This is a genomic window from Corynebacterium sp., from assembly GCF_030530965.1.
In the GTDB taxonomy this organism is placed as follows: Bacteria; Actinomycetota; Actinomycetes; order Mycobacteriales; family Mycobacteriaceae; genus Corynebacterium.
The window spans coordinates 1-15,890 of the sequence record NZ_JAUMTY010000003.1 but is presented as its reverse complement, the minus strand read 5'-3'; the positions used below and the strand labels follow the sequence as shown (position 1 = coordinate 15,890).

The following is a 15,890-nucleotide window of genomic DNA, read 5'->3' as shown; positions in this document are numbered from 1 at the left end:
CGACACACCACGTAAATTATCTGCGTTGTGTCCCTGTTCACCTTTAAAGTGGGGTTATGTTCGGAAGAAAGTCCCGCAATAAATCTAGCGACCCTACAGCTGATACCTCTATTCCCGACCGCGAATCCCGCGACGCGATCGATGCGCCCACATCGGATACGTCCACATCGACGGGGAATAACGCCGATGCCGTGCGAGGGAGCGCGTCGGCAGAAGGGGGGTCCCGCGAGGTGAAAGAAAAGTCCGCACCGTCATTGTCTTATGGTGTGATAGACCATCGTGGGCTGGATCCCTGGGATGAGAAGTCACGCGAGGCCTCCGCTGCAAGAGACTCGCGCGATTTAGACGATCTTCAAGCAATGGATGATTTAGACGACATTCCGACGGTCGCCGGATCACGGCCAGTCACGCCCGCCAGTTCGGCTAGCTCTGCTACCTCTGCAGCGTCGGAGGATCGTGCGGGCAAGGATGATCCTAGGGACGATCGCGTAAGTGATCGCGAGGCTGATGAATCTGGGCGCGACGCGCCCCATGACACACCCCACGACGTCGCTAGTGGTGACACACAAACTGAAGCGCGATCTGATGAAGATTTTGCAGCTGACGAACTCACCGTGGTTGAGCAGCGCCCGCAGGGTCGGCGTGACATTTATTCCTTGACGGGGCGGGCTGCACCACAGGTGATTACACCTCGTGAGCAGCCTCAGGAACCGGAAAACCACGACCCGTTGTTTGACCAGCCTGAGGACATTCCAGGGGCGCGGTCGTCGTCGGACGAGGATGCCGTTTTCGCTAACGCTCCGGTGTCGGATTTAGACATGGCCACCATGGACGAGGAAGAGCCTGCCTCGGCGAGCCGGACCTCGGCGAATAGGCGTGTGTCTTCGGAATCTGCGCAGCGCTACGGAACTCACGACACATACGTCGATCGACCTGATGAGCAGATCAACGAGACACGTGTCGATATGCCGACGTCAGGCGCTTATGATCGTGATCACCTCGATAGGGTCCACTATGCCGACGATCGCCAGAATGACAGGGCGGCTGCCGGCGTGATGGCGAGTGACGGTGCAGCTGGTGAATACAGGGATGGTGCTGTCCCACTGGGGGAGGACGACCGTCCCATTGATAACACTGGTGACGTCGATGTCGATGACGAGATCTATGAGGATGAGGACCCGCGTCGCGGAACCACCGATTTCGGGCTTTTTCTCATTCGCCTGGCTCTGGGCGCGATGCTGCTGTTCTACGGTGTCCGAACTCTCTTCGAGCTAGGAGGCAGCTCTGGCGTCGATGGTCTGCATAACGACTTCTACTTCATGAAGGGCAATGAGCTTCTCGCCTGGGCCGTGCCGATCATCGAGACTGCCGCCGGAGCGTTCCTCGTGTTGGGTGTGCTTGCTCCGCTCGGTGCCTGCATGGCGGTTGCGGTATCGAGCTTTATGGCGATGTACTCGATCGACCTTCAGCCGGGCGCATTCTCACCGTTCAACTTGGCTCCGCACGTACAGGTGTGGCTGTTGCTCACCGCGCTATCCATAGGCGTAGCTTTCAGCGGTCCCGGAAGGTGGGGAGTGGATGCCACTCGCGGTTGGGCCCGACGCCCGCTAGGTAGCGGCTGGTTCAGCACGATCATCGGGTTGCTCGCGGGAGCAGCGGTGTGGGTCGTCGTCGCCCAGTCAAACCCATTCAACTAATCCATAAAGTCGGCCCCTCACGCGTTCAACCCTGATGGTTGAGCTCGGAGGGGCCGTGCAGGTTCTGCACAAGGGGCGAACCCGAAACCTGTCACTACCGACGGTCGTTGACTTTCCGAACAGCACCAGTATCAGCGCTGGTAGCCATCGATGCGTACGCCTGGAGCGCCTTGCTCACACGACGCTGACGGTTCAGCGGGCGCCACGGGTGCTCAGAGGCGTTCATCTTTTCCCGACGCTCCGCCAACACATCCTCGGGCACGTCAAGGGTGAGCTGGCGCTTGTGGACGTCGATCGTAACGGTGTCGCCGTCGTGAATAAGACCAATCAGCCCACCATGTGCTGCCTCGGGCGAAATGTGCCCCACAGAAATTCCCGATGAACCGCCAGAGAAGCGACCATCCGTGATCAGCGCGCATTGGGTTCCCAGGCCAGCGCCCTTCAAGAACGCCGTGGGGTGCAGCATTTCTTGCATCCCCGGGCCACCGGCGGGGCCTTCGTACCGAATGACGACGACCTCGCCCGGCTTGATCTGCTTGTTCAGAATGGCATTGACGGCATCTTCTTGGGATTCCAACACGTGGGCAGGCCCAGAGAAGTGCCACAGCGACTCATCAATTCCGGCAGCCTTAATGACGGCTCCGTCCTCAGCGAGGTTCCCGCGCAGAATAACCAGCCCGCCATCAGCGGTGTACGCGTGGTCAACGTCGCGGATGCACCCGTTTTCGGAGTCGGTGTCGAGCTCGTCCCACTTATTATCCGTCGAGAAGGGGACGGTGGTTCGCACGCCACCAGGGGCAGCGTGGAACAAATCCAACGCAATCTGTGTCGGGTTATCTGTACGGATATCCCAGGTCGCGAGCCAGTCCGACAGAGACTGCGCATGCACCGCGTGAACATCGTCGTGAAGTAGTCCCCCTCGGTTGAGTTCACCGAGGATCGCGGGGATTCCGCCTGCACGGTGGACGTCCTCCATGTGGTAGTTCGAGTTCGGCGCAACCTTAGAGAGACAAGGAACTTCCCTGGACAGACGGTCGATATCCGCGAGATCAAAATCAATGTCGCCTTCTTGCGCCGCAGCAAGAATGTGCAGAACAGTGTTCGTCGATCCACCCATGGCCATATCGAGGGTCATGGCGTTATCAAAAGCATGCTTATTCGCGACCTTGCGCGGGAGGACACTATCGTCATCGTGGTTGTAATAACGCTGGCACATGTCCACGATCGTCCGGCCCGCGTTCTCAAAGAGCGCGCGCCGGGCTGCATGCGTAGCCAACGTCGAGCCGTTTCCAGGGAGTGACAGCCCGAGCGCCTCCGTCAGGCTGTTCATCGAGTTCGCGGTAAACATTCCCGAACACGAGCCACAGGTCGGGCACGCCGAATTCTCGACGATAGAGAGCCCTCGGTCGTCGACACTATCGTTTGCCGACGCAGAAATCGCTGTAATGAGGTCCGTCGGAGTATGCGCAACCCCATCGACGACGACGGCTTTTCCGGCCTCCATGGGGCCACCGGACACGAAGATGGCGGGAATGTTGAGCCGCATGGCCGCATTGAGCATTCCGGGCGTGATCTTGTCGCAGTTGGAAATGCAGACGATCGCGTCCGCGGCGTGCGCATTGACCATATATTCCACGGAATCGGAGATGATTTCGCGGGAGGGGAGTGAGTAGAGCATTCCACCATGGCCCATGGCGATTCCATCGTCGACGGCAATGGTGTTGAATTCTCGCGGAACGCCGCCGGCTTCACGGATGGCGCCAGCGACAATGTCCCCGACGTCCTTGAGGTGCACGTGGCCGGGAACGAACTGCGTGTAGGAGTTCGCGATGGCGATGATGGGTTTATTAAAGTCGCCATCTTTTAAGCCGGCGGCTCGCCATAGTGCGCGAGCTCCAGCGGCGTTGCGGCCTTGGGTAGTGACCGACGATCGTAGGGGGATCATGGGGGTTGGCTCCTCAACAGTGTGATGTCTGGAATGGTCGGCAGCCGCTGCTAATCCTGGTCAGGTTTTTCCGGTGTGTCTGACTGGTCGCGGTGGCTTGTGTCCGAGGTTTCGTCGGATGTGGAGTGCTGGGCGGCGCGTCGTCGTTGCATCTCGGCGGCGATGAGTTTGGCATTGTGCTCCCTCGTCGCCTCCTCGCGGGTCTTGACGACGGCGTACCCGTCGCGATTGACGGTGGTCAACTCGTCATCATCGCGGTTTCGCCCCGGCGTAACAGGGTCAGGGATGAGTCCGCCGGAGGCTTTGGCAAGCTTCGGAAGGTTATTAAACGTCACTCCAGGTAATGCGATGGTGTTGCGCTTTTGCCTGGAGCGGCTGGTGCGTTCGCGCTCCGCAGGCTGATCAGTCGCCCCTTGATCCGGCCCATTCGGCACGGCATAGGCTCGTCCGCCACGGCTGAACTGAATACCGGAGAAGTCATCCCAGGATAGTGTTCGGCTGGAGCGGAAAAGATACCGCGCGGTAATACCCGTCGGTGAGATCTCAGTACGGGCACGGAGAACCCACACGGCGAAGAGGATAGGGAAGATCAGCACCCAGAAAAGGTAGGCGGGTTTATAGCCCACGAAAATGAGGAAGATCAGGAACATGACGATCGCCCCGATGAGGTTCATTCTGTCGGGACGGATGGTCGTCGTTGTCCTGATCTTTTCCTTTTGTGTGCGGGGTGAGGATGCCGCAGGGCGAGATGCCTGTCGGCCCGCACCCTGACCTGGTCGTGCGTGGTGTGGGCGTGGGTGAGAGCCTGGGGTGTGCTCGCCGGACGGAGTCGAACTCATGGGGCCATTGTAGATGCTGTGTTGTTGTCGCCTTGACCGTGGCTCAGATTCATCTGGCCGGAGTTGTCATTCCCACTGTTGGAGTTGCCGGACCCTGAGCCCTGGTTGCTGCTATCAGTGTCCTGTTGGTTGGCTCCTCCGTTATCGGAGTTGTCCCCGTTGGAATTGGATCCCGCATTCCCGTTATTGCCGGAATTTTGGTTTCCATTCGTGGAATTCTGTTGATTCCGGTTGTTCTCCGTATTCGTGGCGGTCGTCGTGGGCTGCGTGCGATTCGGGGTTGTCGTTGGAGTGTTGCTGCCGTTCTCGCTGTTGCTATCTCGCTCCGTGGTCGGATTCTCAGAATGAGTATTTGACTCCGGCGTCGTGGGAGCCGAGCTCTCCGACTTGTCGTCAGACTCCTTCTTGTCGGAACGCGATTGGAACGACGAGGGGGCTAGTATTCCGGAGCCGCGGTCGCCACCGTCATAGGTGAGCCCTTGGAGGATCACCAAGATGATGAGAACCAGCACGATGGCACTGGTTGATGCGCGGCACCGTCCCCCGATCGAGAAGAGCCGTTGGATCCGTCGCTCATAGGAAATCCTTCTGAACAGCCCATTTTGCTGTGCATCTTCCGCTTCTTTTTCTAGCGACGTGCGTGTGTCTTCTGCCTTCTTCGACGTTGTTGCGTCTGAAGAATCGGCGCTGCTGGTACCCCGGTCGGTCGGGTTAACCCCATGATCGGACGTCTGGGCAGCACGTTCGGCAGCTGCCGTGTCGTCCTCAGCTGAAAAGACTCGAGTTTCCGCCGTTGAGCCTGATGCCGAGGGGAAGACGACGGTTTCCGAATCGCTGGCAGTGCCATTGCCATTGCCACCGGCATTAGGTCCGACACCAGAGGCGGTCTCTGACGACGCAGGCCCTTGCACATCCGACGCCGTCGGCCGGCCTTCGAATTCGTCTTCTTCGTGTTGCAGCGTCGCAGCCCACCGACGTGTTGTATCCAACGCCTGGGTGTTGTCACCGCTGGTCGCCTTGTCTGTGCCGGAAGCTTTTGACGCGTGTGCACCGTCACCATTGCGTCCACCGTGGTGCCCGTCACCACGTCCATCACCATGCGCATCGTGCGACTCTCCCGAAGACCGAGTGAGTCCCGGCAAGCTCTCAATAGTTGACCGGGAATACGATGCCCACATTTCATCCATGACGGCTGACCGAAGAGCACGCTCAACAGTCCATTGCTGTCCTGGCTCGACGCGGATAAGGACGCGGTACTGGATGCTCCACGGAACGCCCGCCGATGTCGGTGGAATCAGATCCAGCGCGGGCAGGATGCTCACGGCATCGGCGTCGTCGCTGACGAGGCGCGCGATCTCAGGTTTAGCCAAAGTGCGGTTCACGCAGCCGTCGAAGAGCGCGTTCAGGTCCTCAGTATTGTCACCTGCGGTAAGCGGAACGGGGATGTCGATCTGAGCCTTCGCCCACCCAGAGGAGGCATTAACGGCCACCAGCGGTACCGAGTTAGGCACAACCGCCTCTTGGCCGTTGATCGTCCGCACCGTCGTTGACCGCAGGGTAATAGCCGTCACTGTTCCCTCGACCGGGGCGTCCTTATTTTGAAGGATGACCCAGTCACCGACGCCATACTGCCGCTCGGTAATGATGAAGAATCCAGCGAGGAAGTCAGCGATGATTTTCTGCGCACCAAACGCAACGGCGGCAGAAACAACGGTTGCGGGAACGGCCGCGCCCGTCGTCGAAAATCCGAAATCTTTAAGAATCCGGATGGCGACAAAGAAGAAGGCGATGGCCTCAGCGATGTAGACCAGTGCACCGAGGATGGCCAGCCGGCCTTTGTAACCTTCGGTGTCGGCGATCTCTCCGCGCCGTTCTTCGTGCTCGTTCATCTTGATCGTCGCCCATCGGACCACGAGTCGGCCGATGCGCGGTATGAGTATGGCGATACAGATCAAGATGGCAAGGGATAGGCCGGTGTTGGCCACCCACTCCCACATGGAAGTCAAATAGAACTTGAACGGCATAGACCTAAACTTAGTCACGAGATTGTGCGGTTGGCCACGATGTGAATGATCTTTTCACAGATCTCCGTGAATATTCTCAGTGAACTATCAGCACGGGGATGGTAGAGGAGTAGACGTTCGGTCTCGTGTGGCTCGCCGTCCTCCCGTTTTCGGGCGCGTTCCTTACCATTCGGGGGTGATAGTGCGCCATTATCGGGCAATTCCGGTGATTTCTCGCGGTCCTAGTTGGTCTGACGTGTCTGTGCCTTTATAGTTCTAAATATGACGAGCGCAACGATGACCACCATCATTCTTGTAGTACCGAGAGGGCGTTAGCTTTCCTGGTTACTCGTCACCGCCCTTTCGCACCACGCGAGAAGGGCTTTTTTCATATCCGATGCTTTATCGGAACTCGCGACGATGGCAACAACACGCTCACCCGTCGGGAATAACGTTCCGCTGAGGCTGATACCCCTGATCACACAGTGAGGAGAGCACAAAACCGTGAACGCCCCCTCTCAACCGCCCACTCCGGCGACGGTTGCGGCTTCAACTGTGGCAACGCAGTCGGGAGCACCCAACAAACCCACTCAGAAACCCCGAAAAGAGAAGCTCACCGGCGCAGAGCTTATTGTCCGTACCCTCGAGGTATTGGGTACCCGGACTGTTTTCGGTCTTCCGGGTGGCGCTGTTCTTCCCCTCTACGAGGCCCTTTACGAATCGACCACTCTCAATCACATTCTGGTGCGCCACGAGCAGGGTGCTGGCCACGCTGCAACCGGTTATGCCCAAGCAACCGGCGAAGTTGGCGTGTGCATTGCGACATCGGGACCCGGCGCGACAAACCTTGTGACGCCACTGGCCGATGCCAACATTGACTCTGTTCCGGTCGTCGCGATTACTGGGCAGGTGGGGCTGCACTTATTGGGAACCGACGCTTTCCAGGAAGCTGATATTTGCGGGGTGACCCTTCCCGTCACGAAGCACAACTTCATGGTGACCAAAGTTGAGGACATCCCGCGTCTGATTGCGGAAGCATTCCACTTGGCATCCACTGGTCGGCCTGGTCCGGTGCTTGTCGACGTGCCGAAGGACATTCAGAATCAAGTCGCTGAGTTTGAGTGGCCTGTTGAGCTGGAGCTTCCTGGTTATCGGCCGACGACGTCGCCGCACTCTCGGAAGATCAAGCAGGCGGTGGACCTCATTGCGCAATCCCGTCGCCCGGTGCTCTACGTCGGCGGTGGGGTGATCAAAGCTAACGCCAGCGCGGAGCTTGCGGAGTTCGTCGAGAAGACAGGTATTCCCGTGGTGACGACGTTGATGGCGTTGGGGTCGTTCCCCGATTCCCACCCGCTTCATATGGGCATGCCGGGGATGCATGGCAGTGTCTCGGCCGTCGCTTCATTGCAGAAAGCTGACGTTGTTATAGCGATCGGAACGCGTTTCGACGATCGCGTCACTGGTGATGTTGAGTCTTTCGCTCCGGAGGCGAAGTTTATCCACGCGGATATTGACCCTGCGGAGATCGGGAAGATTCGCGAGGTTGAGGTCCCCATCGTCGGGGATGCGCGGGAAGTTCTTCAGTCTCTGACCGATATGTACGAGAAGAAGAACCTGAAGCAGCCTGAATGCAGCCGTTGGGTTGATTATCTTCATTCTTTGCAGGAGACCTATGCCTTGGGGTGGGAGAATCCCGACGATGGCAAGTTAGCTCCTCAGGCCGTCATTAAGGCTATTTCCGACGAAGTTGGCCCCGACGCGATTTACTGCGCTGGTGTGGGGCAGCACCAGATGTGGGCGGCGCAGTTCGTCGATTATGAACAGCCGCGGACATGGTTGAACTCGGGTGGCCTGGGGACGATGGGTTATGCCGTCCCCGCGGCGATGGGTGCTCAGGCCGGTTCGCCGGGGAAGGAAGTCTGGGCTATCGATGGTGATGGTTGCTTCCAGATGACCAACCAGGAGCTGGTGACCTGCGCGGTCAATGATCTTCCGATCAAAGTTGCGGTGATCAATAACGGCAACTTGGGCATGGTTCGTCAGTGGCAGAATTTGTTCTACCAGAGCCATTATTCGCACACAGGCCTTCACCCGAAGGGCGAGTATCTGCCTGATTTTGTGTCGTTGGCAGAGTCGATGGGGTGCGCGAGCTTCCGGGTTACTCGGGAAGATGAGATCGTGCCGACGATCAAGAAAGCGCGCGAGATCAATGACCGGCCGGTGGTGATTGACTTCATCGTTGGTGAGGATGCGCAAGTGTGGCCGATGGTTGCGTCGGGACACTCGAATGATGAGATCCAGTACGCCCTCAACCTGCGGCCATTGTTCGACTCAGATCAGATGATTGATGAAGATTCAGTCACTGATGTGAGCGACGTTATTGAAGAGGATCAGGCTCGGGTGGCAGCGGAAGGAACCACCGCAGCAACCGATGACCAGCGCGGCGGGGGAGAGGAGTAGGGGCATGCAACATACGTTGAGTCTCTTAGTGGAAGATCAGCCAGGCATTGTTGCTCGGCTGTCCGGAATGTTCGCCCGGCGATCATTCAACATCATTTCGATGACGACAGGAACGACTGATCTGGAGGGAGTCAATCGGATCACCATCGTCGTCGAAACAGATGAAGTGTCCATCGAGCAGATCACGAAGCAGCTCAATAAACTGGTTCCGGTGCTGAAGGTGATTCGGCAGAAGGACGATCAAATGGTGTCTCGTGCGCTGCTCATGGTCAAGGTTGCGGCGAATAATGAGAACCGGGCACAGGTCGTCGACGCTGCCAATCTGTTCCGTGCTCGTGTGGTCGATGTGGCGCCTGAATCGGTGGTCATTGAGGCGACGGGTCAGCCGGGGAAGTTGGTTGCCTTGTTGGATGTCCTTCGCCCCTTTGGTATCCGCGAACAAGTGTATTCGGGGGTGGTTGCTTTAAGTCGTGGTGCGAATCCCATGATGCCCAAACGATAATCTCACCCTATGATATGATCTTCTCGACAAATGGAACTCTTGAAAGGAGTTACAGTGGCAATCAAAACTTATTACGACGATGACGCAGATCTGAGCATTATCCAAGGCCGCAAAGTAGCGGTGATTGGCTACGGTTCACAGGGCCACGCGCACGCTAAGTGCCTGCGCGACTCTGGCGTCGAGGTTCGTATCGGCCTGCGCGAGGGCTCCAAGTCCGCGGAAAAGGCCAAAGAAGCTGGCTTCGAAGTGCTGTCTAACGCTGAGGCCGCTGAGTGGGCAGATCTGATCATGATCCTGGCCCCCGATACGTCGCAGATCGCGATCTTCGAGAAGGAGATCGAACCTCATCTGAAAGATGGCGACGCTATTTTCTTCGCCCACGGCTTGAACATTCACTTCAAGAAGATCGTCGCTCCTAAGGGAGTCACGGTGGGCATGGTTGCGCCGAAGGGCCCCGGCCACCTGGTTCGTCGCCAGTTTACGGAGGGCAAGGGCGTTCCGTCGTTGATTGCCGTGGAAAATGACCCGACCGGCGAGGGCACGGCGCTGGCACTGTCCTACGCAGCTGCTATCGGCGCTGGACGTGCAGGGGTCATCGAGACCACCTTCCGCGAAGAGACCGAAACCGACCTCTTCGGTGAGCAGGCAGTCCTCTGTGGTGGCTTGGAAAAGCTGATGATGACGGGCTTCGAGGTTCTCGTCGAAGCTGGTTACGCACCGGAGATGGCGTTCTTCGAGGTCTGCCACGAGATGAAGCTGATCGTGGACCTCATCTTCGAGGGCGGCCTGTCGAACATGAACTACTCGATCTCCGAAACCGCTGAGTTCGGTGGCTATGTTTCCGGACCAAAGATCATTGATGACCACGTCAAGGAGTCGATGAAGAAGGTTCTCTCCGAGATTCAGGACGGTACCTTCGTCGATGCCATGTTCAAGGATGTCGACGCTGGCCAGCCTGGTCTGAAGGGTCTGCGCGAGGAATACGCGAACCACCCGCTGGAGAAGGCAGGTAAAGACATGCGCTCCATGATGAGCTGGATCGCTAACCCGCTGGACGAAACCGCTTAAAATATCCCCAAAAAGGGATATTATTCAGCATAGTCCTCTTATTCCGCCATAATGTGCTGGTAGGAGGGCTATGCTTTTTGTATATCTGCGCCTGATCATCCGGGCCATATACGTGCTCACCCCCAACCCACACGACGGAGTGCACTTGACCGTGCGCTGTTTTACTAGGAGGACCAAATCGTGAATCACAACTGCTTACCTGTGGTTCTTATCGCTGACAAGCTTGCTCAATCAACAATCGAGGCGCTGGGAGATGGCGTTGAGGTCCGATGGGTAGACGGGCCGAACCGTGCCGAGCTCCTGGCCGCCGTCCCCGAAGCAGACGCGCTCCTAGTACGTTCCGCCACCACGGTGGATGAAGAAGTTCTCGACGCTGCCAAAGAGTTGAAAATCATCGGCCGCGCGGGCGTCGGACTGGACAATGTTGATATTGAAGGCGCGACACAGCGTGGTGTGATGGTGGTCAACGCGCCCACGTCGAATATCCACTCAGCCTGCGAACATGCGATCACCTTGCTGCTCGCGGCCGCTCGCCAGATCCCCCAGGCCGATCAATCGCTGCGGCAAGGCGAGTGGAAACGGTCGTCCTTCAAAGGTGTCGAGGTCTATGGCAAGACCGTGGGCATCGTCGGCTTTGGCCACATCGGGCAGCTCTTTGCTCAACGGCTTGCGGCCTTCGACGTGGAGCGCATTGTTGCTTATGACCCCTACGCTAACCCCGCGCGCGCCGCACAATTGGGGGTTGAGCTCATTGACCTCGAGGAACTGATGGCGGTGTCCGATTTCGTCACCATCCACCTCCCTAAGACCAAGGAGACAGCGGGCATGTTCAATGACGCTCTCCTCGAGAAGGCGAAGAAAGGGCAGATTATCGTTAACGCTGCTCGCGGTGGTCTTATCGACGAAGAAGCGCTGGCTCGCGCGATCGATTCCGGCCACATTCGTGGCGCGGGCGTGGACGTGTACGCCACGGAACCGTGCACGGATTCTCCGCTGTTCGACCGGCCCGAAGTTGTGGTGACACCTCACCTAGGCGCGTCGACCGTGGAGGCGCAGGATCGCGCCGGGACCGATGTAGCAAAATCCGTCTTGCTTGCCCTCGCGGGAGAGTTTGTTCCCGACGCGGTGAACGTCTCCGGTGGTGCTATCGGCGAAGAGGTCTCCCTGTGGTTGAACCTGACGCGCAAGCTGGCCGTGTTGGCGTCGGCAATCCAGCATGGTGCGACGACGTCGGTGGAAGTGATCGCGCGCGGCGAGCTGTCCTCCGAAAATGTTGACGCCTTGGGGCTTGCAGCGCTGCGAGGCGTCTTCGCGGGCACGGTGGATGAAAAGGTGACCTTTGTTAATGCCCCGGCCATTGCTGAGGATCGCGGTGTTCAACTTTCCGTGACGACGGCTGCCGAATCGGTGTTGCACCGCTCGGTTGTTGAGGTTCGGCTGGTGACGAATACGGGCGACACTGTGTCGGTCGTGGGTGCCCTGACCGGCTTGGATGGTGTGGAAAAGATTGTGCGCATCAACGACCGAGGGTTGGATCTGCGCGCGGAAGGTCGAAACGTGTTCCTGCACTACAAGGACCGCCCAGGTGCCTTGGGTGCCGTCGGATCCCAGTTGGGTGAGCGTGGAATCAACGTCGAGGCCGCGGCATTGTCGCAGGACAAGGCCGGAACTGGTGCCACGCTGGTTCTTAGGGTGGATAAGGCGGTTCCTGACGATGTGATGGAGTCGATGAAGGCGTCGTTGGATGCGCAGTATGCCATTGCGCTTGATTTTGACTAGGTAGGCGCATTTGCCTGAGGCGGGCGAAAGACCGCCACTATTGACATTGTGTATCATTAACGCTTTGGAGGATGTGTAGTTAGTCAAGCGCGCCGGGAACTGGCTGACTAGCTTTGGCTGACTGCCGTCCTTCATCTCAAGTGGTGCGTTATGTCCAGCTTTGTGCTGCGACTAACGCGGAGAGACGTTAAGGGGATGCACAGTGTTTGAAGAGCGCCATATGGACGGTGTGGTGAAAGAAAACGTCCGAAATACCGACATGGCTGATTTTCGGCCGACGCCGGTGACGGTTTTGTCGGGGTTCCTCGGTTCGGGGAAAACGACGCTCCTCAATCACCTGTTGGCTAACCGCGCGGGCCGCAAGATCGCGGTGATTGTCAACGACTTTTCGGAAGTGAATATTGACGCAGCGCTCATCGCAGGTGAGGGGCACCTTGAGCGCGGAAGTGACCGCATGGTCGAGCTCTCCAATGGCTGCATTTGTTGCACGCTGCGGGAGGACCTCATTGAATCGGTGGCGTCGCTCGCGGCGAGCCAAAAGTTCGACCACATCGTTATCGAATCAACGGGCATCTCAGAGCCGATGCCTGTCGCCGCCACGTTTGAGTGGGAGTTTTCCGACGGGGTCCACCTTGGTGGCATCGCTCCGATCGACACGATGGTGACCCTGGTTGATGCGACGACGTTCCTGCCGCAAATGCACAAACGGGGACGGCTCTCTGACCGGGGTTTAGAGGCCGCTCCCGACGACGACCGCACGGTTGCGGAGCTGCTCGTTGACCAAGTCGAGTTTGCCGACATGATCTTCGTGACGAAATGCGACCTGGTTCGTGATGAACTCGCCCAGGCAACTGAAGATGCAGTTCACGCCATGAACCCACGTGCCCGCATACGTCGTGTGGTCAATGGCGAGATTCCGATGGAAGCCGTGCTCGATGCGCATCTTTATGACGTTGAGGAGTCGGCTGCAGCTCCCGGGTACCTTGATGAGCTCGCGAATCCACATACTCCGGAAACTGAGGAGTATGGGATTTCCTCAGTGGTGTTTCGATCTCAACGGCCCTTTGACCAGCGCCGTCTCATTGCAGCCGTGAAATCAATGCGCGGTTTGGTTCGGTCAAAAGGGCATTGTTGGATTGCGGACCGCCCAGAGCTCATTCAGATGTGGTCCCAGGCCGGCCCGAACTTAACGATCTCACCTGCAGCGTTGTGGTCGCAGGCATCGGAGGCTCCCTCGTCGGAAATTGTCCTTATTGGGGTGAACTTTGATGGTGCCGACGCTCTGGCTCGGCTCCAGGCAGCAACACTAAATGACGACGAATCCCGCGCGCTGCTTAAACGTATGGCTGGAGCGTCGGCGATCGGTTAGACTCACAAGAAACCCGTGATGTGAGAAAGGTATCTCAGGATATGAAACTGGCGGTTATCCCTGGCGACGGGATCGGCACAGAAGTAACGGCGGAAGCGCTCAAAGTGATGCGAGCTGCGTTGGCGGGGAGTGGCGAGTCCATTGAGACCACGGAATACGACCTCGGCGCCCGCCGGTACCTTCGCAATGGGGAGCTTCTCACGGACGACGATCTCGCCTCCTTGCGTGAGCACGACGCGATTCTGCTCGGGGCCGTCGGCGATCCGCGAACCGTCCCATCGGGAGTGCTGGAGCGCGGGCTTCTGCTTAAGATGCGGTTCGCCCTCGACCACCATGTCAATCTGCGCCCGTCGGTGCTGTATCCAGGGGTAACCTCGCCTCTGTCCGATCCGGGGAAGGTCGACTTTATCGTTGTTCGCGAGGGCACCGAGGGGTTGTACGCCGGGAACGGCGGTTCAATCCGGGTGGATACGCCCCACGAGGTTGCCAACGAAACCAGTGTGAACACACGGTACGGAGTTGAGCGCGTTGTCCGCTACGCCTTCGACCGTGCGCAAGAGCGACGCAAGAAGTTAACGCTGGTGCACAAAACCAATGTCCTTGTGTATGCCGGTGGGCTGTGGCAGCGCACCGTTGACCAGGTCGCCAAGGAATATCCCGACGTTGAGGTGGATTATTGCCACATCGACGCGGCGACAATTTATATGGTCACTGACCCGTCGCGCTTTGATGTCATCGTGACGGATAACCTTTTTGGCGACATCATCACGGACCTGGCGGGAGCGGTCACCGGCGGTATCGGGTTGGCTGCATCGGGCAATATCGACGCGACCGGCACGAATCCGTCCATGTTCGAGCCCGTTCACGGCTCTGCTCCTGATATTGCCGGTAAGGGAATCGCGGATCCGACGGCCGCGATTTTGTCGGGTGCGCTGCTATTCCGCCACTTGGGTAAGACCGACGAAGCCGATGCCATTGAGGCTGCAGTCCGCAACGATGTTGCGTCCAGGGATGGCAGCATCCGCACCGAGGAAGTGGGAACCCGGATTGCGAACACTCTCGACAATTAGCTGTGGGGTAGGGGACCGCCGTGTTACCACCTGAGATGTGGCCGCCGTCCGGCCTGCAAATAAAGGCGGGTGAGCTGGAGCTCCGGCCTATGGATGAGCAGGCAATTTCTGATGCCGTTCGCGCGGTGTCACGAGTGGATGACGTTTTCGTAGATCCCGCTAGTCCCGAAGTTTTTCCATGGATCGGTGCGCCGAAGTATTCCAACGCTGCGTTCCACCTGAGCACAATGGCAAGCCTTGGGACTGGGGATCCCTCTTCGTCCGAGTGGACTTTGTCCTTGGTTATCCGGCATCGCGGCGAGTTTGTTGGTGTGATCGATCTCCGTCGGCGTCGAATTCCTGGCTCTGCCTCCTCAGGCGGGGATGAGCTGCGCGGACTCCTGCGTGACCTTGGCCTCAAGGCCGGTGATAGCTACGTCGAGACCGGGTCGTATATCTTGAGGCCTTTTCAAGGGCACGGCTATGGAACTCAGGCCCGACGAGCCGCACTCACCGTGGCATTTACGTATTGCGGTTTCGGCATCGCGGTATCTGAAAGCTGGCCGACGAATGCTGCATCTCAAGCGGTATCGCTGTCGTGCGGTTACACATTCCTTGGCGAGAGTCGCGACGGCATCAATGGCGCCTCCGCCGCCGCCGAAGAGAATAATGCCGGCGGGAGTGACGTCGGCAATAACAACGTCGACAATGAAAATGAAAAGGTGCGAATGTATTGCACCCCGGACATGTTCAACTGTGGGCCTACTTCGGTGCAGGTCGATGGGTGGACACCGGAATTGGCCACGATGCTAGGGGTACCGACGCAACGTGGCTAGGGAACTAGACGTCCTCGATCACAGATGGTCTTCGATGTCAGCGTTGCGTCCCGTTGTGCGCACTCCGAAAACTCCGATGTCGATAATCATGATCACCATGGCGACGGCGACGACAGTGAACACTGTTCCGGGGCCAGCGCTATGAAGAATGGGCAGCAAGATGAACGGCATGACGCCCGCCGAGATTTTCGATAGCGAGTAGGCGAAACCAGCAGCCGTGCCCCGAATGCGCGTCGGGAAGTTTTCTGCCAGATAGGTGTGGTACACACCGGAGAACATGTTGCTTGACGCTGTAAATAATCCGCCGGCGATCATGACAATGGCGGGTGTGGGGGAGAACCCG

12 protein-coding genes are annotated in these 15,890 nt (G+C 58.3%); 8 read left to right on the top strand and 4 right to left on the bottom strand.

The annotated features are described in order from the left end of the window. The first annotated feature begins 56 nt into the window (after positions 1 to 56). Entirely contained in the window at positions 57 to 1,697 is a 1,641-nt protein-coding gene (locus Q3981_RS01260; RefSeq protein ID WP_303123092.1) for a DoxX family protein, read from the top strand. A 94-nt stretch (positions 1,698 to 1,791) separates the two neighbouring features. Here Q3981_RS01260 and ilvD read toward each other — a convergent pair whose 3' ends face one another. Genes ilvD through Q3981_RS01245 form a run of 3 tightly spaced genes read right to left on the bottom strand, consistent with a single transcriptional unit; the run spans position 1,792 to position 6,505 of the window. Beyond that, complete coding sequence (gene ilvD, locus Q3981_RS01255; protein WP_303123090.1) at positions 1,792 to 3,642, bottom strand: dihydroxy-acid dehydratase; 1,851 nt, start codon at positions 3,640 to 3,642, stop codon at positions 1,792 to 1,794. 50 nt (positions 3,643 to 3,692) lie between these two features. After that, positions 3,693 to 4,481 (bottom strand): PH domain-containing protein, encoded by a 789-nt coding sequence (locus Q3981_RS01250; protein ID WP_303123088.1) that lies wholly within the window; start codon positions 4,479 to 4,481, stop codon positions 3,693 to 3,695. Beyond that, complete coding sequence (locus Q3981_RS01245) at positions 4,478 to 6,505, bottom strand: mechanosensitive ion channel family protein (RefSeq protein WP_303123086.1); 2,028 nt, start codon at positions 6,503 to 6,505, stop codon at positions 4,478 to 4,480. The genes Q3981_RS01250 and Q3981_RS01245 overlap by 4 nt, the downstream gene beginning before the upstream one ends. A gap of 483 nt (positions 6,506 to 6,988) precedes the next feature. Here Q3981_RS01245 and Q3981_RS01240 point away from each other — a divergent pair, with 483 nt between their 5' ends. The 7 genes from Q3981_RS01240 to Q3981_RS01210 all read left to right on the top strand — a co-directional run bounded on the left by Q3981_RS01240 (position 6,989) and on the right by Q3981_RS01210 (position 15,547). Continuing rightward, a complete protein-coding gene (locus Q3981_RS01240; protein WP_303123081.1) occupies positions 6,989 to 8,944 on the top strand; it encodes an acetolactate synthase large subunit in 1,956 nt (651 codons plus the stop codon). A gap of 4 nt (positions 8,945 to 8,948) precedes the next feature. Continuing rightward, complete coding sequence (gene ilvN, locus Q3981_RS01235) at positions 8,949 to 9,446, top strand: acetolactate synthase small subunit (protein ID WP_204581517.1); 498 nt, start codon at positions 8,949 to 8,951, stop codon at positions 9,444 to 9,446. A gap of 54 nt (positions 9,447 to 9,500) precedes the next feature. Then, positions 9,501 to 10,514, top strand: coding sequence for a ketol-acid reductoisomerase (gene ilvC / locus Q3981_RS01230; protein WP_303123077.1), 1,014 nt, complete (start codon positions 9,501 to 9,503; stop codon positions 10,512 to 10,514). A gap of 180 nt (positions 10,515 to 10,694) precedes the next feature. Next, the gene (gene serA, locus Q3981_RS01225) at positions 10,695 to 12,293 is read left to right on the top strand and encodes a phosphoglycerate dehydrogenase (protein WP_303123075.1); all 1,599 of its coding nucleotides are present in this window, start codon (positions 10,695 to 10,697) and stop codon (positions 12,291 to 12,293) included. Between the two features lie 259 nt (positions 12,294 to 12,552). Further along, entirely contained in the window at positions 12,553 to 13,662 is a 1,110-nt protein-coding gene (locus Q3981_RS01220) for a GTP-binding protein (protein WP_303123210.1), read from the top strand. A 41-nt stretch (positions 13,663 to 13,703) separates the two neighbouring features. Beyond that, entirely contained in the window at positions 13,704 to 14,732 is a 1,029-nt protein-coding gene (locus Q3981_RS01215) for a 3-isopropylmalate dehydrogenase (RefSeq protein ID WP_303123073.1), read from the top strand. A 20-nt stretch (positions 14,733 to 14,752) separates the two neighbouring features. After that, positions 14,753 to 15,547, top strand: a complete 795-nt coding sequence (locus Q3981_RS01210) for a GNAT family N-acetyltransferase (protein WP_303123071.1) — start codon at positions 14,753 to 14,755, stop codon at positions 15,545 to 15,547. Between the two features lie 18 nt (positions 15,548 to 15,565). Here the strand turns inward: Q3981_RS01210 and Q3981_RS01205 are convergent. After that, positions 15,566 to 15,890, bottom strand: a 325-nt coding sequence (locus Q3981_RS01205; protein ID WP_303123069.1) for an MFS transporter, incomplete at its 5' end; no start/stop codon positions are given.

Coding starts and splice junctions, on each gene's coding strand:
- Q3981_RS01220 (WP_303123210.1), top strand. CDS start 12,553: ATGGCTGATTTTCGGCCGACGCCGGTGACGGTTTTGTCGGGGTTCCTC.
- Q3981_RS01215 (WP_303123073.1), top strand. CDS start 13,704: ATGAAACTGGCGGTTATCCCTGGCGACGGGATCGGCACAGAAGTAACG.
- Q3981_RS01250 (WP_303123088.1), bottom strand. CDS start 4,481: ATGAGTTCGACTCCGTCCGGCGAGCACACCCCAGGCTCTCACCCACGC.
- ilvD (WP_303123090.1), bottom strand. CDS start 3,642: ATGATCCCCCTACGATCGTCGGTCACTACCCAAGGCCGCAACGCCGCT.
- ilvN (WP_204581517.1), top strand. CDS start 8,949: ATGCAACATACGTTGAGTCTCTTAGTGGAAGATCAGCCAGGCATTGTT.
- Q3981_RS01245 (WP_303123086.1), bottom strand. CDS start 6,505: ATGCCGTTCAAGTTCTATTTGACTTCCATGTGGGAGTGGGTGGCCAAC.
- Q3981_RS01260 (WP_303123092.1), top strand. CDS start 57: ATGTTCGGAAGAAAGTCCCGCAATAAATCTAGCGACCCTACAGCTGAT.